The sequence below is a fragment of the Embleya scabrispora genome, assembly GCF_002024165.1.
In the GTDB taxonomy this organism is placed as follows: Bacteria; Actinomycetota; Actinomycetes; order Streptomycetales; family Streptomycetaceae; genus Embleya; species Embleya scabrispora_A.
Genome location: NZ_MWQN01000001.1, coordinates 306,799 through 328,188 on the forward strand (window position 1 = coordinate 306,799; position 21,390 = coordinate 328,188).

Consider the following 21,390-nt stretch of genomic DNA (forward strand, 5'->3'; position numbering starts at 1 on the left):
CGTGGCGGGCGTACGCGGGCAGAGTCGGATCATGAGAACTTTGATCCTGGGTGGTTCCGAATTCGTCGGCCGGGCCCTGACCGACGCCGCGCTCGCCAGGGGCTGGGACGTCACCGTGTTCAACCGCGGCCGTTACGAACTCCCGCCCGAGGCACGCCCGTTGGTCGGCGATCGCACCGTCGAGGGCGGTCTGGCGGCGCTGGCCGGCGGGGAGTGGGACGTGGTCCTGGACACCTGGAGTGCCGCGCCCAGGGCGGTGCGGGACACGGCCGATCTGCTGGCCGACCGGGTCGGGCGCTATGTGTACATCTCCTCGTGTTCGGTATACGCGGACCCGACGCCTATCGGGCTGGGCGAGGAGGCGCCGTTGGTCGAGGGTTCGCCCGACGACGACGGCGACGTGGCGTATCCCATCGCCAAGCGCGGTGCGGAGATCGCCGTCGAGCGGGCCTTCGGCGACCGATATGTGCACGCGCGCGCCGGTCTGATCCTGGGCCCGCGCGAGAACATCGGCCGCCTGCCATGGTGGCTCAACCGGATCGCCCGAGGCGGCCCGGTGGTCGCGCCCGGCCCGCGCGAGTCCCCGCTGCAGTTCATCGACGCGCGCGACCTGGCCGAGTGGTCGGTGCACGCCGCCGAGGCGGGCCTGAGCGGCCCGTACAACCTGATCTCGCCGACGGGTCACACCACGATGGGCGAACTGCTCGACCTGTGCGTGCGGGTCACCGGTTCCACCGCCGAACTGCGCTGGATCGACCCCGAGACGATCCTGGCCGCCGACGTCCAGCCGTGGATCGAACTGCCGGTGTGGGTTCCGGCGGGCGCGGACTACGACAGCATCCACCGCCGCGACGTGGGCAAGGCCCTGGCCGCCGGCCTCCGGATCCGCCCGGCGGCGGAAACCGTGGCCGATACGTGGGCCTGGCTGTGTGCCCTGGGCGGCGTGGCCCCCCAACGCCCCGACCGCCCGGTGGTCGGCCTGCCCCGGAAAAGGAAGCCGCACTGCTCAAGGCCTGACGGGGCCAGGCGCCGTCGGCCAACCCGACGGCGCCCACCGGGTACACGAGCCCACCCCGCGCCCCGAGTCCAAGCGGTGCACCGATCCGGCCCGGGCCGGATACGCAGCCCTCACCGCGAGCCGGCGGTGCGCCTTCGACGCGGACGTCGCCGCCATGGCCCGTGACCCCTACGCCTGGGGCGATCCCATCCGCGGCGACCGTGACCGCCGATCGGCCGCCCTCGGCGGCGTCATCGCCGAGTACGAGATCAGCGCGGGCATCCTCACCGTCACGATGCCGAAAGTCGTCGGGATCCGAACCCGAACGCGACTGGTCAACGATGATCAGCCGCCTGCTCGCCCACGCCCCGGGCGCATGGCCGGCGCGTGCTCCACCGTGTGCGCCGGCTACCGGGCACCACCGCGGTGATGCCACCCTGGACCGCATGAGCGATCGACCCGTCATCCGCGCCCACCACGACGGCCGGACCATCGAACTGCCGGGGACCCTTCACGACATTCGCATCGCCCTCCCCGAGCACGAACGCGCCCAGTTCGACCACGACATCGCCCACGCCCACATCGACAACCTCCCCGCCGTCGCCTCCGCGTGGGCCAAAACTCCCGAGATGCGCGCCCACGACGACGCCATCGCGGCCCGAGTCGCCGCGGGCGACAACACCGGCCTGTTCAACGCCGACGGCACACCGGCAGGTGAGACGTGACCAAATATGGGGTCCAGTACACCGACGCCGCGCTCACCGGCTACAACGCCCTGTCCCCCGGAACCCGGCAGGCTTTCGACCGGGCCGTCGACGCCATGTCCTACTCCCCGCGCACGCACGGCGATGCCATACGCAACAACCCGGACCGGCGCACCGCCGTCCTGGCCGGGTGATCACCGAGTACGAGGTCAGCTCCGGCGTCCTCGTCGTCACCATGCTCCACGTGCGCGGATACTGACCCGCACCCCGGCGTTCACCCGCCCCCGCACCCCCGCGCCCACACGTGCACGGCGTCGGGCCGGCGAGCGACCTTGCGCGGAGGCGCGACGGGTGCATGCCTCATTTGGATCCCGGGCCCGTCGCGGGCCGGGAAAGGCGCCGCCCGCTGCTCCCGGGAGCGGGCGGCGCCTGCTTCGGTGGCCGCAGCCGGGCCCGGCTACTTGCCCGTGTAGTGGACCTGGAGTTCCTTGATGCCGTTGATCCATGCGTGGCGGAGGCGCCTCGGGTCGGCGGCCTTCGTGATGTCGGGCATCGCGTCGGCGATGGCGTTGAACATCAGGTTGATCTCCATGCGCGCGAGCGAGGCGCCGAGGCAGAAGTGCGGGCCGCCGCCGCCGAAGCCCAGGTGCGGGTTGGGGCTGCGGGTGATGTCGAACTTCGTCGGGTTCTCGAACACGTCCGCGTCGAAGTTGGCCGAGCTGTAGAAGATGCCGACCCGTTGGCCCGCCTTGATCTCCTGGCCGCCGAGCACGGTGTCCTGGGTGGCGGTGCGCTGGAAGGACATCACCGGCGAGGAGTAGCGCACGATCTCGTCCGCCGTGGTCTCCGGGCGCTCCGCCTTGTACAGCTCCCACTGGTCGGGGTTGTCGAAGAACGCCAGCATCCCGTGCGTGATCGCGTTGCGCGTGGTCTCGTTGCCGGCCACGGCCAACAGCAGGACGAAGAAGCCGAATTCGTCGGAGGACAGGCTGCCGTCGGATTCGGCGGTGATCAGCCGGGTGACGATGTCCTGCGCCGGGCACGCCTTGCGCTCCTCGGCCATGCCCATCGAGTACAGCATCAGCTCGGCGGCGGCCTGCGCGCCCGCCTCCTGCGACTCCGCGTACTCGGGGTCGTCGTAGCCGAGCATCTTGTTCGACCACTCGAAGATCTTCCGGCGGTCCTCCTGCGGTACGCCGATCAGCTCCGCGATGGCCTGCAGGGGCAGTTCGCAGGCGACCTCGGTGACGAAGTCGCCCGAGCCCTTGGCCTTGGCGTCCGCCACGATCTGCGCGGCGCGTTCGGTCAGCGCGGCCTGGAGGGCGTTGATCGCCCGGGGGGTGAAGCCGCGCTGGACGATGCTGCGCAGCCGGGTGTGCTCCGGCGGGTCTATGTTGATCATGATGAGCTTCTGCGCATCGATGTTGGACATGTCCATGCCCTCGGCGAAACGGATGATCGCCGTGTTCTTGTTCGTCGAGTAGATCTCCGGCTTGGTGGAGACCTCCTTGACGTCCGCGTGCCGGGTGACCAGCCAGTAGCCGTCGTCGCCGAAGTTGGACACCTCGGGCGTCTGCGGGACCCACACCACCGGGGACGTCTTGCGCAGCAGCGCGAACTCGTCGAGCGGGATGCGCGTGGTGTACAGGTCGGGGTCGGTGGGGTCGAAGCCGTGGTCGAGGACCGGACACGTCATGGTGGAACTCCCGTTGCCGGAGGGTGTGCGAGGTCGCCGCGGGATCCGGCCGGGGACGGGTGCCGAACGTCGCGGTGGTGCGGTGGTGCGGTGAACTGTCGTGCTGGTATCGAGCCCGCGGAGGTCTTGCGGGAGGCGGGGCGGGGCGGGGCGGGGCGCGTGCTCGGTCAGACCCCGGCGACCGTGCCCGGCGCCCTGCGGCGCGGGCCCAGGAGCTTGCGGACCACACCGCGCAGGATGCGACCCAGCTCGTCGTCGGGCAGTTCGGGGAAGGCGGCGACGGCGGAGTAGATGCCACCCATCGCCACCGCCGTCGACACGCGGTAGTCGATCGAGTCGTCGACGTCGTCGAGGACCTCGCGCACCCGCGCGGTGATCGAGGCGAGTCGGGGCTGAATGGCGGGGTGGCGGCCTATCGCGACGTCTCGGTCGAGGATGACGGCGAGGGTGCGATACCGGATGAGGAAGTCGACGTAGCCCTCGAACAGCAGGCGTTGGCGAGCGGTGGTGCCGCGCCTGCTCTCGGCGACCTCCAACACCCGGTCCAGATCGTTCAGGGCCGGGCGCAGCAGGGCGTCGAGCAGTTCGTCCTTGGTCCGGAAGTGGTAGTACAGCGCCGCCTTGGTCACTCCGACGCGGTCGGCGATGGCCTGCAACGACGTGCCGGCGAAGCCGTGTTCGCCGAACAGTTCCTCTGCCGCCAGGAGCACCCGGTCGTAGGTGTCCTCCGGTGCCGGAATCGCCACGGGTCCCCCTTCCTGTTGGCCATGAACATACGTCGACCTTTGCCAATCGACAAGGCTGATGGGCCGTCAATTTTGCTCCGGGAACGGTTGTTCGCAAGGAAACCGGCTTGCCGCTCGGCCAGGGAGCAGACCCCGATGCGCTGACGATCGGGCCGGGCCGGTGAGCGCATCCGAACCGCGCCCCGAGCACGCCGGCCCGCCCGAACCGGCCCACCGCCCGCAAGGCGCCGGTAGGTTGCCGCCATGAGCGACTTCGAGGCCCGCATCGAGGCCGAGCGCCGGCGGTCGGCCGGCTCGACCCCGGCCGCGCGTCGACCCGCCGACTGGGCCGCGATCGCCGAGCGCGTCGAGGCGCTTCTGACCGCGACGGCGGCGGAGTTCGACCGCCGGGGCATCGCGGCACTGCCCGTACTCGGCTACCCGCCGCCCGGAGTGCGGTCGCGGCTCACCGGCCGTCGACCGACCGTCGTGGCGCACCGCAGACCGGTCCCGGGTCTGTTCTCGCTCGACCACGCGGGTCGCCCGTTCCTGGAGCGCGACCCGTTCCCGGCCCGGCAGATCTGGCTGCGCACGTCGCATCCGGGCCGGGCCAGGACCCTGGAGGCAGCCGTACTGCGCGCCGGCCTGACCCCGGACACCCTGATCCTCGACGAGGGCCCACCCATCCCCCTCGACCCGGACGAGGCCGCCCGCAACGGCCGACTGGGCGGCCGCTTCGACATCACGGCCGACGGCACCCTGCTGGTGTACCCGGCGGCGGACGCCCCGCCCATCCCGCTGGTCGAAGCGCTGACGGCGGCCGTGACTGGCGGCGGCGGCACGCACCCTTAGCCCGCGCTCGCCCCATTCACTCCACGCCCTCCACGTACATCCCCCCGCCACCCGCCCGCGCCCGCAGCGCCGCTCGCAGTCGTGCGGCCCGTTCCGCCGGCATCGCCGCCGCGCCCTGATCCGGCGTCAGCAGGTGCCACGCCCGCAACTCGTCGGCCTGGAGCCGGATTTGCCCGATTCGCTCGGCCGTCAACACGCCTCCGTCGAACAGCCAGCGCATACCGCCGCGATGCCCGCCGGTCGGTGCCACCCACTGCGCCACGAGCAGGTTCGGCGCACCGTCGAGCACGATCCCCAACTCCTCCCGCACCTCCCGGACGCAGCCCTCCCACGGCGACTCCCCCGGCTCCAGGATCCCCCCGGGAAACTCCAACCCCGGCTTGTAGTCCGGCTCGACCAGCAGCACCCGCCCCTCGGCATCGAAGAACAACGCCCCCGCGGCGCCGGTGATCCGCACGTCCGCCGCCTCTTCCGCACACCCATTCGCCTGGCTGTCCATGCCCGCAGTCTGGACGAGCCGACCGCACGCACGCCGAGCGGGTCACGGCGCGTACTCAGCCGCGCGTCGCCAGCCCGAAGACCACCACGTCGAGCAGCCGGGGCAACCGCTCCGGATCGTCCACCCCACGCTGCTCGTGCGCCCACGCGATCCCGTGCGCGAGGGTGAACAACCCGTCCGTGTCGATGTCGGCGCGCACCTCCCCCACCGCCTGCGCGCGGGTGAGCAGATCGGCGCCGGCCTCGCGCATCGCATGGCAGGAGGCGTACAACTCCGACGTCTCGTCGGCGAGCGTGGCCATCAGCGTCGTGCTCATCCCCTGGAACGTACCGGCCCCCTCGATCAGCAGCCGCAGCCACGTGGCCAGCGCGTCGCGCGCGGATTCGGCGTCGCGCAACGCCTCGGCCCGCGCGGTGAGACCGTCGTACCGATCCCGCACCACCGCCTCGACCAGCGCGTCGCGGGTCGGGAAATGCCGGTACAGCGTCCCGATCCCGACCCCGGCCCGCCGGGCCAACTCCTCGAGCGACGCGTCGACCCCCTGCTCGCCGAACACCACCCGGGCCTCGGCGAGCAGGCGCTCGTAGTTGCGCCGCGCATCGGCGCGCATCGGCCGGCTCATCGGCGGCACTCCCTCACGAACGACTCCATGATTGTCAAACGGAGCCTGCCTCCATATGGTGGCGGAGGCAAACCGGAGGACCCCTCCGGAACACCGGGCGGAGCCCTGCCCGTCGGCGGAGCCGTGCCCGCGGCGCACCGCCGGCCCCACCCGCACACCCCGACGAACCGAAACGGAACCCGATGACGCACGACAAGACCGCCCTCGGCCGACTCGGCCTGTGGACCTTCGCGTTCGACGGTCGACCCGCCGGCGCGGTACGCGACGCGGCGGCCGAGATCGAGGCCCTCGGCTACGGCGGCCTGTGGATCGGCGAGGGCATCGGCCGCGAGGCCACCACGCATGCCCAACTCCTGCTGTCGGCGACGCGTACGCTCCCGGTCGCCACCGGCATCGCGATCATGTCCGAGCGCACCCCGCGCCTGATGGCCGCCGCGGAGGCCACGCTCAACGAGGCGTATCCGGGCCGCTTCGTGCTGGGCCTGGGCGGCCACCGCGCGGCCGGGCAGGCGGACATCCCCGGCATGCCCAAGGCGAACACCGCCCCCGCCGTCGCGGGCGTCGGCGCGTACCTCGACGAGATGGACGCCGCCGTACTCGTCGGCGACCCGCCCGAGCGCCCCGGCCGCCGAGTGCTCGCCGCCCTCGGCCCCGGGATGCTCGCCCTCGCCGGCCGCCGGACCTGGGGCGCACACACCTACCTGGTGACGGTGGACCACACCGCGCTCGCCCGGGAGACGATGGGCCCGGACCCGTACCTGTCCGTGGCGCTGACCGTGGTCCCCTCCCCGGCCGCCGATCGGCCCCGGGCCCTGGAGGTGGCGCGCGGCTTCGTGGCCGGCTACCAGGCCGCCCGACACCAGGTGAACAACCTGCGCCGACTCGGCTTCAGCCAGGCCGAACTCGACGGCGAGGGCACGCGCCTGGTCGACTCCCTGTTCGCGATCGGCGACACCGAGACCATCGCGAAGCGCGTCCGCGAACACCTCGACGCGGGCGCCGACCACGTCTGCCTCCAGGTCCTCACCCCGGACCAGGGCCGCATCCCGCTCGACGAATGGCGCGAACTGGCGGCTTTGATACCGGAGTTCGCCTGAGAAGGCAGCCGGGCGCCGGGCGAATCGCCCCTACCGGGCGGCGTAGACCACGTGCTCGAAGGGCCACCGGGCGGCGAGCCACGCGGACACCTCGGAATGGAGCGGAGCATCGAGGTCGGCCCGGTCGGCCCGCACCCACGAGCGCACGGTGGTGATCGACGGATCGTCTCGATCGGGGTAGATGTAGACGCACCCGATGACGTCCTCGACCTTCTCGACCCCCTCGACGCCCCCGGCGTCTTCGGCACTCCCGGCGTTCTCGCCGCCCCCGGCGGCAAGCACCGTATAGGTGAAGCCCACCCGCCGAGTGAAGTCGTCCGCGTGCTTGACCAGATCGCGCAGGTTGTCCGCCGGGGCCATGCCCTCCGGCGGCGGCCAGTGGCGTCCGGCGAAACCCGGTGTGGCGCGGATGTGGTCGATGCTCGACGTCCACGCGGCGAGGTCGGCCTCGTTGTGCCGGGCCGCCAGGGGCTCCAGCCGGAAGGACGGCGTGCTCGGCGGCGAGGGGATGACGAAGTCGTCGGGGACGAAAGCGCGTTCAGCCATGATCGGAGCGTACGACGCGAAGCCGGTGGTCGCGCCCTACTCCTCTCCCGCGTCCCCGATCGCATCCGCCAACGACGCGAACCCGTACGTGCGTTCCGGATCCCAATCGGTGCTCCGCAACAACCGCTCCCGCATCCCCGCCCACCCCGCGCCGCGCCCGCCACCACCCAGGCGTCCGGCGCCTGGGCGGTCAGCCGCAGTGCCGGGCGCAGCCACGAGGCGGCCTGCTCGGGCCAGGAGACGACGCTGACCACCTCGCCCGGCCAGGCCGCCGCGAGCGCGTGCGCGGCGGCGGTGGACGCGCGGTCCCGGCCGTGTCCGATCGCCAGCGTGCGCCGACCGGCCAACTTCCGCAGCAGGTCGGCCAGTTCCGCGTCGGTGTGCGGCGCGGGCGGGCAGCCCTTCCAGCGGGCGTACTCGGCCGGCAGGCACACCGCGCAGGGCCGGAACCCCGCCGCCACCGCGTCCGCCTCGGTCGCGAAGAAGACCCGGCTCGCCACGTAGCCGCCGCGCGCGATCGCCCGCAACGCGCTGCGGCAGTCCAGCCGCCCGTACAGCCGGCCGTTCGTGGTCCCGCCCAGGGTGCCGGGGGTCCCGCTGCGGTAGGGCCGCCCGTCCGGCCCGATCAGCGTGTACCCGTCACCCGCGCCACCGGCGCCGCCGTTCACGACACCCATGTCACCCACGTCACTCACGCCGCGTCGTGGAAGACGAGGCCGAGGGTGCGGCGCCGGCCGGAGTGGACCGTGCTGACCCCGTGCCGGATCGGGGCGGCCGACCAGCCCCGCGCCGAGCGGATCGGCCGGTCCCGGGTGGTGAAGACCAGCCCGTGCCCCTGCGGCAGGCTGATCGCGGTCCCGCGCGACTGCGCCCGGAACCGCTGTTCGGCCAGCAGGAATTCGCCGCCCGTGTAGTCGACGCCGGGCTCGTCGAGGCCGATCACCACCTGGAGCGGGAAGACCAGGTCGCCGTACAGGTCGCGGTGCAACGCGTTCCAGTCCCCCGGCCCGTAGCGCAGCAGGATCGGCGTGGGCCGGGTCTGGCCCGCCGCATGACACATCGTCAGCCATTCGTCCAGGGTGTCCGGCCAGGGCGCCGGACGGCCCAGCCGCTCCGCCCACGCGCGGGCGATCGGCAGCAGGTGCGGGTAGCAGGACGCGCGCAGCGCCGCGATCGGCTCCGGGACGGGAGCGGCGAAGTAGCGGTACTGCCCGGCGCCGAACCGGTGGCGGGCCATGTCGATCGTGGCTCGGAACAGTTCGGGTCGGTCGTACAGGTCCGCGATCTCGCGGCAGGTGTCCGGGTCCAGGATCCGGTGGGTCAGCGCGTGGCCGTGCTCGTCGAGACGCGCGGCGAGGTCGGCGCCGGTCGCCGGTTCGGCGGCGAAGAGGGTGTCCACGGCGCTCACCCCAGCCGCGCGGGCAGCGCGCCCTCGTGGTCGAGCAGGTACTCCTTGCGGTCGAGCCCGCCGGCGTAGCCGCGCAGCGCGCCGTCCGCGCCGATCACCCGGTGGCACGGGCGGATCAGCAGCAGCGGGTTGGCGCCGATCGCGGTGCCCACCGCGCGCACACCCGCCCGCGAGGTGCCCACCCGTTGGGCGATCGCGCCGTACGTGGTCGTGGTGCCGTACGGGATCGCGTCGACCGCGGCCCAGATCCGCTCCTGGAAAGCCGAGCCGCGCGGGGCCAAGGGGAGGTCGAAGTCACGCAGTTCGCCCGCGAAGTAGGCGCCGAGTTGGCGCACCGGCTCGGCGAACACGGTCGCGTCGGCACGCGAGTCGGCGGGCACCCGGGCCCCGCCATTTTGACCCGGTACGGACAGCGAGGTCAGCGCGACCGTGCCGTCGGGGCGCTCCTCGCCGATCAGCAGCAGCTCGCCGAGCGGGCTGTCGAGGGTGGTGTGGACGGTCATCATGGCACCTTTCGCCAAGTCCGCGACCGCAGGCCGCGAGTACCGATCCCGGTACGACACCGGGGCTTCCACCACCCACTGTGCGCGATCCGCGGCGCACCGTCCGGCGGGAATCGGACATGGCGTTGACGGCCGAAGGGATGTCGCGCCGAGGGCCGAAGGCACGTCGCGTCGAGGGCCGAGGGAACATCGCGCGGCGGGCCGGTCCGGCCGCGTGCGGACCCGAAAACGGCACTCCCCGACCTGTCGTCGGATCATGCACGATGGTTCCATGATCGAAACCGACCGCCTCCTGCTCCGCCGCTGGCACGACGACGACCTGCCCGCCCTCACCGCGATGTACGCCGACCCCGAGGTGATGCGCTACGTCGGCGACGGGCTGCCGCGTACCTCCGAAGAGAGCGCCGCGGCTCTGGCCGGCTACGAACGCGACTGGGAGGCACGCGGGTTCGGCCTGTTCGCGATCGAACTGCGCACGTCCGACCCGGGTCCGGTCGGCACGGTCGCCGGCTGGGCGGGCCTGGCCGTACCGGAGTTCCTGCCGGAGATCCTGCCCGCCGTCGAGATCGGCTGGCGACTGGCCCGGCCGTACTGGGGTCACGGCATCGCCACCGAGGCCGCCGTCGAGGTGCTGCGCTTCGCGTTCGAGTACGCCCGCGTCCCGCGCCTGGTGAGCGTGTGCCACGTCGACAACGCCGCCTCGGCCAACGTCATGACGAAACTCGGCATGACCGAGGAGCGCCGCACCGTCGTCCCGGGCCGCGACAAACCGGTCATCGTCACCGAACTCTCCCGGGGCCGCTACCTGCGCGGCCGGACCTGACCGCCCGCCGCCCACGCCGCCCGGCCGCGGCGGTGTGGCACGCGAGCCACGCGGGCCGCCGTGCCGGGCCGGGCGTGCGCTTGGGCCAGGGCTGAAGCCGGGCGCCGCCGCGCCTACCCCGAGACGCAGAACTCGTTGCCGTCCGGGTCCTGCATGGTGGTCCAATGCAGCCCGGGCGCGCTGCGATCCCCCACCACCGTGGCGCCGAGCCCGACCAGCCGCTCGACCGCCGTGACACGATCGGGGGCGGAGAAGTCGATGTGCAGCCGGTTCTTGCCGACCCGCGGCTCCGGCACCTGCTGGAAGCCGAGGACCAGCGGCTCGGCCGCGACCATGACGAACTCGCCGAAGTCCTGAGCGATCTCCACGCCCAGCGCGTCCGCCCACCAGGCGGCGAGCCGGCCCGCGTCGGCGCAGTCGATCGTGATCATGTGAGGTGTCAGTTCCATGCGCGCACGATATGAGCCCGGTCCGACATCGCGGGCGCACCTCCGCTGCCCGGAGTGTCGCAGCCCGCGCCGACATCGGGTGCGGGCGGTGCTCGCGGCGCATTCGGCCGCGATGGCCGACACGGGGGTGTGGCGCCGGGTGACGATCGGCGCCGCGCCGGTGGGCCCGACGCCGTCCGAGGACTCGATCGCCGTCCGCAGGGGCCTGACCCCGATCCTGCGCTCGATGCTCGAGGACGTTTATACCGACCGGGCGGCGATGGAGGCCGAACTCGCCCGCAGCGACACCGACCGGACCGCGACGCGACCACCGAAGCCGACCGAGGCGGCCGCCGATACTCGCGGTCGTCGACGCCCCCCGCGATGTACCGCCAACCGGTCGGCACCGCGTACCGACCACGCGCACGCGCGTCCCGAGGGTGGGACCGCCCGGCGGCGGGGTACACGGGGGCATCCGGCACCGACCCCCATCCGGAGGCAGCTCCCATGGCCCACCGCACCATGGCCGGCGGACCCACCATCGGCGTCCGCCGCGTCTACGACCCCGTCGACCCGGACGACGGCCTGCGCGTGCTGGTCGACCGCCTGTGGCCGCGCGGCATCACCAAGGCCGACGCCCGTCTCGACGACTGGGCCAAGGAGTTGACCCCGTCCACCGAGCTGCGCCGCGCCCTGCACGGCGGCACCCTCACCGAGGCCGAGTTCCGCACCCGCTACCGGGCCGAACTCGACTCCCCGACCGCCGAATCCGCCCGCACCGCGCTACTGGCCCGGGCCGGCACCGGGCGGGTGACCCTGCTCACCGCCGTCCGCGACCCATCCCACAGCCACGTCCCGATCCTGATCGCATACCTGACCGAAAAGACCTAGGTGTATTCACCTAGGACAGGTCCGCCCAGGTCCCGCCGACCATGACCGCCGTGACGGCCGTGAGTGCCCCGATGTGCGTGACGGGGTCGCCCTCGCACAGCAGCAGGTCGGCGTCGTGGCCCGCGCGGAGGCGGCCCTTGCGGGTGCCGAGGCCGACCGCGTCGGCGGCGAGGGAGGTGGCCGATGCGAGGGCGTCGGTCGTGCTGACACCGCCGCAGACCAGGTCGGCGACGGCCGCCGGCAGGCTTCCGTGCGGTTTGGCGGCGCTGATTCCCGAGTCGGCTCCGGAGACGATGCGGACCCCGGCCCGGTGTGTGCGGACCACCAGGGCGAGCCGGGCCTCTCGGGTCGCTCCGATGCGTTCCAGCAACTCCCGTGCCGCCGGTGGCGCGGGCGCGTCGGGGTCGGTGCCGAGCGTGGGGCACACGGGAATGCCCCGTGCCGCGAGCCGGTGCAGCAGGTCGTCGGAGATCCGCACCCCCTGCTCGGTCAGGCACGTGCAGTGCTCGATGCCGTCGGCGTGCGCGGCGAGGGCCTGTTCGACGGCGGGCAGGTTGTGGGCGTGCACCGTCACCGGCAAGCCGGCGGCGTGTGCCTCGTCCACGATCAGGCGCAGCTCCGCCTCGCTGAACTGACAGCTCATCAGATCGGTGCCCGGCGTCATGGTGCCGCCGCTGCCCATCACCTTGACCACGTCCACCCCGCGCTCGGCCCGCTCCCGCACCGCCGCACGCAGCTGCTCCGGCCCGACGGCCTGGGTGGCGAATCGCCAACAGTGGCCCCCGGCACTGGTGATCGGCGGCCCCGCGGCCAGGATCGTCGGCACGGGCCGCCCGTCCGGCGCCCGATCGCGCCGCCGCAGCACCGACCAGTCGCGGTCGCCGAGATCGCGCACCACGGTCACCCCCACGGCCAGTTCGCGCCGCAGCGAGTCGTCGATCACCGCGTCGAGCTCGGCGGCGGAGTACTCGGGCAAGCGGTCCAACGCACCGTCGCGACCGTCGCCGCCGAGGTGGCTGTGCAGGTCGAACAGGCCGGGGAGGATGGTCGCCGCGGGGTGGTCGGCCACCTGCCAACCGTCCGGCACGTGGGCCTCGCCCGGCTCCACACCGACGATCCGACCGTCCGCGACGAAGACCGATACCGGCCCGGGCACCGCGTGTTCGCCGTCGAAGGCGCGTGCGGCTCGGATCACCAGCATGTCGTTCACGTCCCTTCGGGCCGGTCCCTGACACCGCAAACCCTAGCCGGGACACGGCCGGAAGAGACCGGAACGGCGACCCTGAAGGAACGAAACGGTCGCACTACCCGTGGGCGTTCTCCGGCAGCGGCAACATCGTCCTCGGGTCCTGGCCCGCGAACCACATGCCGATCACGATCGCCGCGGTCGCCTCCAGGTAGCCCGCGCGGTCCAGACCGCCGACCGGCAGCGGTACCGATCCGATGTCGGCGACCAGGGTGTGTGCCGCGGCCAGCGCCGTCGGGTCGTCACCGCACAGCGGTACGCCGAGGCCGTCGGCGTGCGGGCCCGCCCACACCTCGGCCGCGCCCAGGTGGAACGCCTTGACCACGTGCGCCCCGGGAGCCGCCGCCGCGAGCGCCGCGGCCGCCGCCGGGCCGCCGTCCGTGGTCAACATCAGGCCGCCCGGCCCCGGCACGATGGGGTTCGAGCAGTCGAGGAGGACCTTGCCGGCCAGGCTCGGCGCCAGCGGCGGGACCACCTCCCCGACCGCCGCGTGCCCGACCGCCACCAGCACCGCCTCCCCGTGCCCGGCGGCCTCGGCGAACGTGCCCGCCCGCGCCCCGATCCGCTCGGCGAGCGCCGCGGCCCGCTCCGCCGACCGGGCCCCGATCAGCACGTCGTGTCCGGCCCCGACCCACTTGGCCCCCAGCGCCGCCGCCATGTTGCCCGCGCCCAATATTCCGATTCGCATCGCGCTTCTCCCCATACGACATACGACATACGACATACGACATACGACGTGTGTCTTTCCGACGCCACGACGCTAGGCGCGTCGATCCGCACCGTTCGGTAAGTAACGGCCGGGCGAGAATGGGTGCCATGACCGAGCACGAAGGCGAATACGTCGCCGACTGCCGCGCCCGCGTCGCCTTCGACCTGCTCACCAACCGCTGGAACAGCGTGGTCGTCTACGCGCTGGCCGACGGCCCGATGCGGCCGGGCGCCCTGGCCGCGCGCATCGGCGGGATCAGCGCGAAGGTCCTTACCGAGACGCTGCGCCGACTCGAACACCACGGCCTGGTCGACCGCCGTACCTACGCCGAGGCGCCACCGCGCGTCGAGTACGCGCTGACCGACCTGGGCGAATCCCTCCTGGTCCCGTTCCGGGCGCTGGGCGAGTGGTCGCTCGAATACGGCCACCGCGTCCTGGCCGCCCAGGACGCGGCGGAGGCCGCGGCGAACACCGGATGACACCCGCCACTTGAGCTTGAGCGCGTCGACGCACACCGAGGGGCACCCCCGCGACCCCCCGACCCTCACCGACGCAGTCGCGCCGCCGGCACGGTGGTGAGCAACACCGTCGCCGCGATCCACAGCGCCGTCACCTCGCCCGCGTGGTGGAAGTCGCCACCGACCGACAGGTACAGCGTGCCGAACACGGCCACCCCGAGCACCTGCCCGAGTTGGATCATCGTCACCATCAGGCCGGACGCGTCCGACACCTGCGGCAGCGGCACCCGACGCAGCGCCAGCGTCATCACCGGGCTGTACGCCACACCCAGCCCGAAGCTGCCCGCCGCCATCGTGGCGAGCAGCACCGGCAGCGGCTGCCCGGTGCGAAACGTCCACGCGTTGGCCGCGAAGCCGAGCGCACCGATCGGCATCCCGATCATCGGCAACCGCGGATGCCACGCGGCGGGCAACACCTGCCAGCGCAGCGACACCGTCGCGAACACCAGCGAGGCCGGGATGAAGGTCAACCCCGCCTCCAGCGCCGAGTAGCCCAGGCCGCCCTGGACGTACAGCGCGGTGGAGAACATCAGCCCGCCGAACGCCGTCATCGCCAGCAGCAGCGTCACCGCCCCCGGCAGCACCCCGGGCACCCGCAACAACGCCGCCGGGATCAGCGGGTGCGACGCGCGCCGTTCGACGAACCCGAACAGCACGAACAACACGACACATCCGGCCAGGCTCACCCACCCCCAGGTCGGCCAGTCCAACTCGTGCCCCATCACCAGCGGGACGACCAGGGCCAGAAGGGCGGGGGCGAGCAGGGCCAGACCGGGCAGGTCCAGGCCGCGCGCCGAGGGGACCCCGCCGTCGGGCAACACCCGGCGGGCGAGCACGTACAGCACGATCCCGACCGGGAGGTTGATCAGGAACACCGGCCGCCAGGAAAGCCCGAACAGGTCGGCGCTGACCAGGAGTCCGCCGAGTACCTGCCCGGCGACCATGCCGCCGGCGATGGTCGCGGCGTAGCGCCCCATCGCCCGGGCCCGGTCGGCGCCGGCGTAGGTCGCCTGGATCAGATTGAGCACCTGGGGCACCATCAGCGCGGCGCCGCCGCCCTGGACGGCGCGGGCCGCGATCAGCGACGTCTCGTCCCAGGCGAGCCCGCACGCCAGCGACGCGGCGGTGAAGACGACCAGTCCGACGCCGAAGATCCGCCGGAAACCGTGCCGCCCGCCGAGCCGGGAGCCGGTGACGATGAGCATCGCGTAGACGATGGTGTAGCCGGAGACGACCAGTTGCAGACCCGCGCCGCCGGTGTCCAGATCGGTGCGGATGGTGGGGCCGGCGACGTTGACGACCGACGTGTCGAGCAGGGCCATGAACTGTGCGGTCAGCAACGCCGTCAGCAGGAGCGGATGGGCGCGCCGCGCCGTGGCCGGCGCGGCTGTTGTCGTGGTCATGCGAGGAGCGTGCGGGGCCGGCGATCCTGTTGCCGAGAGCCTGTCGATCCTGGTACCGAGAGCACCTGGCAGCCCGGCGGGAGAGCGGCGAGGATGGCCGCATGAGCACCAACACCGCCAGCCGGCGCACCGAGTTGGGCGCGTTCCTGCGCAGTCGGCGCGAGCGCCGCACTCCGGAGGAGGTCGGCCTGCCCCCGGGCCTGCGCCGACGTACGCCGGGACTGCGCCGCGAGGAGGTGGCGCTGCTCGCCGGGGTGGGGGTGACCTGGTACACCTGGCTCGAACAGGGTCGGCCGATCAACGCGAGCATCCAGGTGCTGGACGCGGTCGCGCGCACCCTGGGCCTGGATCCGGCCGAGCGCGCCCATCTGTACCGCCTCGCGCAGGTGCCCTGGGAGGTCGCTTCGCCTCCGGGGGCGACGCTGCCGGCGGAGATCCAGGAGATCCTGGACACGCTGGTCCCGCATCCGGCGGCGGTGTACAACGCCCGCTACGACGTGTTGGCGTGGAACGGCGCGTACTCCAGGTTGTTTCCGAGCCTGGCCGACATGCCGATCGAGGAACGCAACGCGATCTGGGCCACGTTCACGTCGCGCGAGACGTGCAATCCGTTCATCGACCGGGCCTATGAGGAACCGCGCATGGTCGCCGAGTTGCAGACCGCGTTCGCCCGGCACGTCGGTGAGCCGGAGTGGGAGTCGTTCGTGAGCCGACTGACCGACGCCAGCCCGGAGTTCGCCCGGCTGTGGGCCCGCCGCGAGGTCGCTTCGGGCAGTCGGCACATCAAACGGCTCCTGCACGTCACGGTGGGCCGGCTGGACCTCACGGCCACCCGGTTGCAGTTGAACGTCCCGGAGACCCGGATGATGGTCTACACCCCGGCCGACGACACGACCCGCGCCCGGATGGCCGAGTTGATGGCGATGCCCGCCACTCCATGGTGCTGCGACGAATGCCATACGAAGGCCATGCGGCGGCGCCGCGCGACGCTGCACGGCACGCCGAACGCACCCGGCACGGACTCCGGCCCGATTCCGGAGCCGGCCCGGATGTCATAGGGCCGCCCCCGCGCGGACACCGTGGAGCCGGCCCGCGCGGACACCGCGGGGACCCGCCCCCGCTCAGATGTCGTACGTCACCGTCACCGGCGCGTGATCGGACCAGCGCGTGTCGTAGCTGTCCGCACGCTCGGTCACCGCCGTGAGCGCGACGTCGGCCAGTTCCGGGGTCGCGACGTGGTAGTCGATCCGCCAGCCGGCGTCGGTGTCGAACGCCTTGCCCCGATACGACCACCACGAGTACGGACCGGGGCCTTCGGGGTGGATCCGGCGGACCACGTCGTGCCAGTCGGCCGCGCCGAACAGGTCGGTGAGCCAGGCCCGCTCCTCGGGCAGGAACCCGGACTTCTTGACGTTGCCCTTCCAGTTCTTGATGTCGTGCTCGGTGTGCGCGATGTTCCAGTCCCCGCACACCAGCGACTCGCGCCCGCCGATCGCGGCCGTCGCGCGCATCACCTTCAGGTGCGCGAGCAGGTCGGCCATGAACCGGTTCTTCTCCTCCTGCTTGGGCGTCTCCGCCTCGCCGGTGGGCAGGTACAGGCTGGCCACGGTCACCTTGGGGAGGTCGACCTCGATCCACCGCCCGGCCGCGTCGAACTCGGCCGACCCGAAGCCGATCCGGACCGCGCTCGGCCGGATCCGGCTGTACACCGCGACGCCGGCTCGGCCCTTGGCGGTGGCGGGGGCGTAGTAGGCGTACCAGCCCTCGGGGTCGCGGACCTCGTCGCTGAGCTGGTCGGGCGTGGCCCGTACCTCCTGGAGGCACACCACGTCGGCCTCGGTGGCGCCCAGCCACTCGGTGAAGCCCTTGCCGGCCGCGGCCCGCAGCCCGTTCACGTTGGCGGTGGAGACGGTGATCATCGGTGCAGATTAGCCCGTTTCGGTCCGGCGGTGCGGCGGGGGGTGGGCGGGCCCGACCGTGGGACGCGGCGCGGTGGTGGGCCCATCTCGACCGTCGCGCGCAGCCGCCCCGGTCAGCCGACCAACGTCGCGTGCAGCGGCAGCCAGGCGGCGCCCGGACACCGGGCGGCGACCTCGGCCGGCCCGACCCACTCGGCCGCCCCGCACTCCGAGCCCGGCTCGGGGCGGGAGGGCGTACCCGGGTCCGGCAGGCGCACGGCGTGGAAGGCCTGAAACGCCCGGGCCGGATACCGGTAGCCGGCCGGCGGCGGGTCCGACAGCGTGATGCGCTGGCCGCCGAGCAGCGTCAACCGGCCGGCGTCCAAGCGCAGCCCCGTCTCCTCGGCCAGCTCCCGCGCGGCCGCCACGGCCGGCGTCTCGCCCGGATCCAGGTGCCCACCCGGCACCTCCCAGCCGCGCCCCGGCCGATCCACCCGGGTGAGCAACGTACGCCCCAGCGCGTCCACGGCGAACACGAATCCGGTGGTCACGGTGTAGCCGGCGGGCACCTCGTCGCAACGCAGCAGCTCCATGCGATGCGCGACGGGGATCCATCCCACGGTGAGCGATGCCAACACGATCGACGCCATGGCCCCATCCTGGCGGACCGCCTTTCGCCCGAGGCCGGCGGCACGGCTCCGGTCCGTCCGTACCGAACTCGCCCGAACCGCACCGCGGCTCGGGAGCTGTGGCACGGTGAGGGGATGACGAAGCTCGCCAAGGGCGCGAACGTCCCGCTGTCGACCGGGAATCTGCACGCCACCCTCACCTGGCGACCGGGTCCGGGCGTGCCGGACGTCGACGTGTCGGCACTGCTCCTGAACGGCGAGCGCCGGGTGGGCGGCGACGCGGACATGGTCTTCTACAACCAGCCGGACCACCCCTCCGGCGCGGTCGGCCACCGGGGCAAGCGGCCCGGCTCCGACACCGTGGCCCTCGACCTGGACGGGCCGCCCGACGACCTGGCGGCGGTGGTTCTGGCGGCCTCGGCGGACGGCGGCGCGTTCGGCCGGGTACCGGAACTGCGGCTGGAGTTGACCGACGCGGCCACCGGCGCCCCGGTGGTCTCGTTCGACATCGACGACGCCACGACGGAGACCGCTTTCGTATTCGGCGAGGTGTACCGCCGGTCCGGCGGGTGGCGGTTTCGCGCGGTCGGGCAGGGCTACGACTCCGGACTGGCGGGCCTGGCCACGGACTTCGGGATCAGCGTGGCCGCGGAGGAGTCCGCGCCTTCGGCGCCCGTGGTCGGCCCCGAGAAGCAGCGGCTGATCTCGATGGAGAAACGGCTCGCCCGCGACGGCCACGACACACTGCTCGCGCTGACCAGGAAGGCCGCGATCGGTCTGGAGAAGCACGGTCTGGCCGAGCACACCGCGCGCGTCGCGCTGGTCTTGGACATGTCCATCTCGATGGACGAGATGTACGAAAGCGGCCGGGTGCAGGCGCTGGCCGAGCGGGTGTTGTCGCTGGCGCTGCGCTTCGACGACGACGGCGAGGTGGACGTGTTCCCGTTCGCTGCCTTCGCCCGGCGGTTCGGCGGCATGGACCCGGACAACTATCGCGGGCGGGTGGCGACGGTGTACGCCGAGGCCGACGTGGGCCCGTGGACCGACTACGGCGAGGCGATGCGCGCGGTGCGGGAGTACTACTTCGGCTCCGGCGACCCACGATCGACGCCGCTGCCCGCGGCCGTGCCGCCCGAGCCGCCGGTGTTCGTGATGTTCGTGACCGACGGCGCGACGAGCGAGGAGGACGCGGCCCGCGAGCACATCCGCTCCTCCGGATACGAGCCGGTGTTCTGGCAGTTCATGGCCATCGGCGAACCGGACGAGTTCGAGTTCCTGGCCGAGTTGGACGACCTGTCCGGCCGCTTCCTCGACAACACGGCCTATTTCACCGTCGCCGACCTGAACAGCCTCGGCGACGACGAACTCTTCGAGCGACTCGTGGGCCAGTACCCGCAATGGCTCGCCGCGGCCCGGAACCGGGGCCTCGTCCGCTGACTCCGGCCGAGAATCTTGCCCGCCTCGCGTTTGCCCAGGTCGGGGCGTCGTCGCGGGTTCCTCGACGGGCCCGCCTCAGTGGGCCTCAGAAGATCTTGGACCGCCTTACGGCGGCTTAGGCCGACTCCGAACGGCTTAGGTACCCGTAGGGCGACGGATCCCCGGATAGATGCGGCATCCGCCTCATGCCCCGACCCCCACTGGGGCGCGAAGCTGTTACCACGAGCCGGGGAGACCGGGTCGAAGTAGCAGAAGGTGGACACAGTGATCGAGTACGAGCTTTACAAGAACCGTCAGCAGGAGCTTCTCACCGTCGCCCGTCGGGACCGGATGGTCGTGGCGGCCCTGCGCAGTCGGCGCGCCGCCGCCAAGGCCCGTCGGGTCGAGCGGGTGCGGCAGGAGGCGGTACAGAGCGCCGCGGCGATCGAGTCGCTGCGCATGCGTCGGAACCTGCAACTGCTCACCCGGTGACGGCGGCGATGACCCCCGACCCGCAGGCCGGTCCGACCGCACGATGTCGAATCCGGCCCGACGAACGGCACCGTCGCACGACGGCACCGAAAAGCGCCTGGCGACCCCGAGTGGACATACGTCCCTCGGGGTCGTTTCACGTGTGCCCTCGATCGCCGAGACCTCCGCCGACGGGTGGTCCGGCGGTGCCGTGCCGTGCGGGCGGGGCGGGTCCTCGGATCGGGCGGATACCGTGTCCGGGTCCATCGCAGTGATCCACGGGAAGGTCCGACCGATGCACGTCGCGCTGTTCACGCTCGGGGGCACGATCGCCATGGCGGGCAGCGACGGGTCCGCCACCGGCCCGGTGGTGAACCGGCTCACCGGCGCCGACCTGACGGCCGCAGTCCCCGGCCTGACCGAGTCGGGCGTGCGGTTGCGCGTACAGGACGTCCGGGCCGTACCAAGCGCGGACCTGACCTTCGCCCGGATCCTCGACGTGGTCGCCGCCGGATCGCGCGCGGTCGCCGAGGGCGCTGCGGGCGTCGTGGTCACCCAGGGCACCGACACCCTGGAGGAGACCGCCTACCTGGTCGACCTCGTGTGGCCGCACCCGGAGCCGTTCGTCCTCACCGGGGCGATGCGCAACCCGACCCTGGCGGGCCCCGACGGGCCGGCGAACCTGCTCGCCGCGGTGCGGGTCGCGGCGGCCGAACCGGCGCGCGGGCTCGGCGCGTTGGTGGTCCTGGGCGACGAGATCCACGCCGCGCGCCGGGTCCGCAAGACGCACAGCAGCAGCACGAGCGCGTTCGCCTCGCCCGACACCGGGCCGCTGGGCCGGGTGGTCGAGGAGCGGGTCCGGATCCTGACCGCTCCCCCGCGACACACCCCGCTGCCGACGCCCTCGACCGCCGCACTGGCCGAGGCCCGAGTGGCGCTGTATCCGGCCACGTTCGACGACGATGGCGCGCTGCTCGCGGGCCTCCCGGGCGGCCATCGGGGGCTGGTGGTGGCCGGGTTCGGCGTCGGCCACGTCTCGTCGGCGCTCGCCCCGACCCTGGGTGCGCTCGCCGAACGCATCCCGGTCGTGCTGACCTCGCGCACGGGGGCCGGACCCGTGCTGCGCCACACCTACGGCGCGATCGGTTCGGAAACCGACCTGCAACGCCGCGGCCTGCTGGGCGGCGGCCTGCTCGACCCGTACAAGGCCCGCGTACTGCTGCGCCTGCTCCTCGCGTCGGGCGCGGACCGCGCGACGATCACGGCGGCCTTCGCCGAACACGGGTGAGCGGGGCGGGCGGGCACGGCG

General features: G+C 72.8%; 26 protein-coding genes and 1 pseudogene. 14 read left to right on the forward strand and 13 right to left on the reverse strand.

Features of this window, described 5'->3' with window-relative positions; translation table 11 throughout:
- Positions 1-31 precede the first annotated feature (31 nt).
- The 4 genes and pseudogenes from B4N89_RS01425 to B4N89_RS49540 all read left to right on the forward strand — a co-directional run bounded on the left by B4N89_RS01425 (position 32) and on the right by B4N89_RS49540 (position 1,895).
- Positions 32-1,017, forward strand: a pseudogene (locus B4N89_RS01425) (SDR family oxidoreductase).
- A 155-nt stretch (positions 1,018-1,172) separates the two neighbouring features.
- On the forward strand, positions 1,173-1,427 hold the full coding sequence (locus B4N89_RS01430) for a hypothetical protein (protein WP_078974049.1): 255 nt from the start codon (positions 1,173-1,175) through the stop codon (positions 1,425-1,427).
- A 16-nt stretch (positions 1,428-1,443) separates the two neighbouring features.
- Positions 1,444-1,722, forward strand: coding sequence for a hypothetical protein (locus B4N89_RS01435; protein ID WP_078974050.1), 279 nt, complete (start codon positions 1,444-1,446; stop codon positions 1,720-1,722).
- Complete coding sequence (locus B4N89_RS49540; protein ID WP_161500582.1) at positions 1,719-1,895, forward strand: hypothetical protein; 177 nt, start codon at positions 1,719-1,721, stop codon at positions 1,893-1,895. The genes B4N89_RS01435 and B4N89_RS49540 overlap by 4 nt, the downstream gene beginning before the upstream one ends.
- A gap of 263 nt (positions 1,896-2,158) precedes the next feature.
- Here the strand turns inward: B4N89_RS49540 and B4N89_RS01440 are convergent, their stop codons facing one another.
- Together B4N89_RS01440 and B4N89_RS01445 are read right to left on the reverse strand one after the other, a co-directional pair.
- Positions 2,159-3,397 (reverse strand): cytochrome P450, encoded by a 1,239-nt coding sequence (locus B4N89_RS01440; RefSeq protein WP_078974051.1) that lies wholly within the window; start codon positions 3,395-3,397, stop codon positions 2,159-2,161.
- 167 nt (positions 3,398-3,564) lie between these two features.
- Entirely contained in the window at positions 3,565-4,143 is a 579-nt protein-coding gene (locus B4N89_RS01445) for a TetR/AcrR family transcriptional regulator (RefSeq protein ID WP_078974052.1), read from the reverse strand.
- Positions 4,144-4,386: 243 nt separating this feature from the next.
- Between B4N89_RS01445 and B4N89_RS01450 the strand changes: the two genes are divergently transcribed.
- Complete coding sequence (locus tag B4N89_RS01450) at positions 4,387-4,974, forward strand: hypothetical protein (RefSeq protein WP_078974053.1); 588 nt, start codon at positions 4,387-4,389, stop codon at positions 4,972-4,974.
- A 16-nt stretch (positions 4,975-4,990) separates the two neighbouring features.
- Here B4N89_RS01450 and B4N89_RS01455 read toward each other — a convergent pair whose 3' ends face one another.
- On the reverse strand, positions 4,991-5,473 hold the full coding sequence (locus tag B4N89_RS01455) for an NUDIX domain-containing protein (protein WP_078974054.1): 483 nt from the start codon (positions 5,471-5,473) through the stop codon (positions 4,991-4,993).
- Between the two features lie 55 nt (positions 5,474-5,528).
- Positions 5,529-6,095, reverse strand: a complete 567-nt coding sequence (locus B4N89_RS01460) for a TetR/AcrR family transcriptional regulator (protein WP_078974055.1) — start codon at positions 6,093-6,095, stop codon at positions 5,529-5,531.
- A 182-nt stretch (positions 6,096-6,277) separates the two neighbouring features.
- Between B4N89_RS01460 and B4N89_RS01465 the strand changes: the two genes are divergently transcribed.
- A complete protein-coding gene (locus B4N89_RS01465; protein WP_078974056.1) occupies positions 6,278-7,192 on the forward strand; it encodes a TIGR03620 family F420-dependent LLM class oxidoreductase in 915 nt (304 codons plus the stop codon).
- A 30-nt stretch (positions 7,193-7,222) separates the two neighbouring features.
- On the opposite strand, the gene B4N89_RS01470 is transcribed toward B4N89_RS01465, so the two are convergent.
- Positions 7,223-7,738: a twin-arginine translocation pathway signal protein gene (locus B4N89_RS01470; protein WP_078974057.1), complete on the reverse strand. Its 516-nt coding sequence runs from the start codon at positions 7,736-7,738 to the stop codon at positions 7,223-7,225.
- Between the two features lie 330 nt (positions 7,739-8,068).
- Here B4N89_RS01470 and B4N89_RS49545 point away from each other — a divergent pair, with 330 nt between their 5' ends.
- Positions 8,069-8,242: a hypothetical protein gene (locus B4N89_RS49545; protein WP_161500583.1), complete on the forward strand. Its 174-nt coding sequence runs from the start codon at positions 8,069-8,071 to the stop codon at positions 8,240-8,242.
- A gap of 187 nt (positions 8,243-8,429) precedes the next feature.
- On the opposite strand, the gene B4N89_RS01485 is transcribed toward B4N89_RS49545, so the two are convergent.
- The gene (locus B4N89_RS01485) at positions 8,430-9,146 is read right to left on the reverse strand and encodes a 2OG-Fe(II) oxygenase (RefSeq protein WP_078974059.1); all 717 of its coding nucleotides are present in this window, start codon (positions 9,144-9,146) and stop codon (positions 8,430-8,432) included.
- Positions 9,143-9,649, reverse strand: coding sequence for a methylated-DNA--[protein]-cysteine S-methyltransferase (locus tag B4N89_RS01490; protein ID WP_078979036.1), 507 nt, complete (start codon positions 9,647-9,649; stop codon positions 9,143-9,145). Before B4N89_RS01490 ends, B4N89_RS01485 begins: the two co-directional genes overlap by 4 nt.
- Before the next feature lie 271 nt (positions 9,650-9,920).
- On the opposite strand from B4N89_RS01490, the gene B4N89_RS01495 reads away from it, so the two are divergent.
- The gene (locus B4N89_RS01495) at positions 9,921-10,472 is read left to right on the forward strand and encodes a GNAT family N-acetyltransferase (RefSeq protein WP_078974060.1); all 552 of its coding nucleotides are present in this window, start codon (positions 9,921-9,923) and stop codon (positions 10,470-10,472) included.
- A gap of 113 nt (positions 10,473-10,585) precedes the next feature.
- Here the strand turns inward: B4N89_RS01495 and B4N89_RS01500 are convergent, their stop codons facing one another.
- The gene (locus B4N89_RS01500) at positions 10,586-10,921 is read right to left on the reverse strand and encodes a VOC family protein (RefSeq protein WP_078974061.1); all 336 of its coding nucleotides are present in this window, start codon (positions 10,919-10,921) and stop codon (positions 10,586-10,588) included.
- A 486-nt stretch (positions 10,922-11,407) separates the two neighbouring features.
- Here B4N89_RS01500 and B4N89_RS01505 point away from each other — a divergent pair, with 486 nt between their 5' ends.
- Positions 11,408-11,791 (forward strand): DUF488 domain-containing protein, encoded by a 384-nt coding sequence (locus B4N89_RS01505; RefSeq protein WP_078974062.1) that lies wholly within the window; start codon positions 11,408-11,410, stop codon positions 11,789-11,791.
- A 10-nt stretch (positions 11,792-11,801) separates the two neighbouring features.
- On the opposite strand, the gene B4N89_RS01510 is transcribed toward B4N89_RS01505, so the two are convergent.
- Positions 11,802-12,992, reverse strand: coding sequence for an amidohydrolase family protein (locus B4N89_RS01510; RefSeq protein WP_078979037.1), 1,191 nt, complete (start codon positions 12,990-12,992; stop codon positions 11,802-11,804).
- A gap of 103 nt (positions 12,993-13,095) precedes the next feature.
- The gene (locus B4N89_RS01515) at positions 13,096-13,725 is read right to left on the reverse strand and encodes an NADPH-dependent F420 reductase (RefSeq protein WP_078974063.1); all 630 of its coding nucleotides are present in this window, start codon (positions 13,723-13,725) and stop codon (positions 13,096-13,098) included.
- Between the two features lie 128 nt (positions 13,726-13,853).
- On the opposite strand from B4N89_RS01515, the gene B4N89_RS01520 reads away from it, so the two are divergent.
- Positions 13,854-14,225, forward strand: a complete 372-nt coding sequence (locus B4N89_RS01520) for a winged helix-turn-helix transcriptional regulator (protein WP_078974064.1) — start codon at positions 13,854-13,856, stop codon at positions 14,223-14,225.
- Positions 14,226-14,290: 65 nt separating this feature from the next.
- On the opposite strand, the gene B4N89_RS01525 is transcribed toward B4N89_RS01520, so the two are convergent.
- Positions 14,291-15,667, reverse strand: a complete 1,377-nt coding sequence (locus B4N89_RS01525) for an MFS transporter (protein WP_078974065.1) — start codon at positions 15,665-15,667, stop codon at positions 14,291-14,293.
- A 101-nt stretch (positions 15,668-15,768) separates the two neighbouring features.
- Here B4N89_RS01525 and B4N89_RS01530 point away from each other — a divergent pair, with 101 nt between their 5' ends.
- A complete protein-coding gene (locus B4N89_RS01530) occupies positions 15,769-16,725 on the forward strand; it encodes a helix-turn-helix transcriptional regulator (protein ID WP_078974066.1) in 957 nt (318 codons plus the stop codon).
- Between the two features lie 63 nt (positions 16,726-16,788).
- Here B4N89_RS01530 and B4N89_RS01535 read toward each other — a convergent pair whose 3' ends face one another.
- The gene (locus B4N89_RS01535) at positions 16,789-17,586 is read right to left on the reverse strand and encodes an exodeoxyribonuclease III (RefSeq protein ID WP_078974067.1); all 798 of its coding nucleotides are present in this window, start codon (positions 17,584-17,586) and stop codon (positions 16,789-16,791) included.
- A gap of 113 nt (positions 17,587-17,699) precedes the next feature.
- A complete protein-coding gene (locus B4N89_RS01540; protein WP_078979038.1) occupies positions 17,700-18,215 on the reverse strand; it encodes an NUDIX hydrolase in 516 nt (171 codons plus the stop codon).
- 114 nt (positions 18,216-18,329) lie between these two features.
- Between B4N89_RS01540 and B4N89_RS01545 the strand changes: the two genes are divergently transcribed.
- The 3 genes from B4N89_RS01545 to B4N89_RS01555 all read left to right on the forward strand — a co-directional run bounded on the left by B4N89_RS01545 (position 18,330) and on the right by B4N89_RS01555 (position 21,369).
- On the forward strand, positions 18,330-19,631 hold the full coding sequence (locus B4N89_RS01545; RefSeq protein ID WP_161500584.1) for a VWA domain-containing protein: 1,302 nt from the start codon (positions 18,330-18,332) through the stop codon (positions 19,629-19,631).
- A gap of 264 nt (positions 19,632-19,895) precedes the next feature.
- Positions 19,896-20,102: a hypothetical protein gene (locus tag B4N89_RS01550; RefSeq protein ID WP_078974069.1), complete on the forward strand. Its 207-nt coding sequence runs from the start codon at positions 19,896-19,898 to the stop codon at positions 20,100-20,102.
- A gap of 274 nt (positions 20,103-20,376) precedes the next feature.
- Positions 20,377-21,369: an asparaginase gene (locus B4N89_RS01555; protein ID WP_078979039.1), complete on the forward strand. Its 993-nt coding sequence runs from the start codon at positions 20,377-20,379 to the stop codon at positions 21,367-21,369.
- The last annotated feature ends 21 nt before the right edge of the window (positions 21,370-21,390 follow it).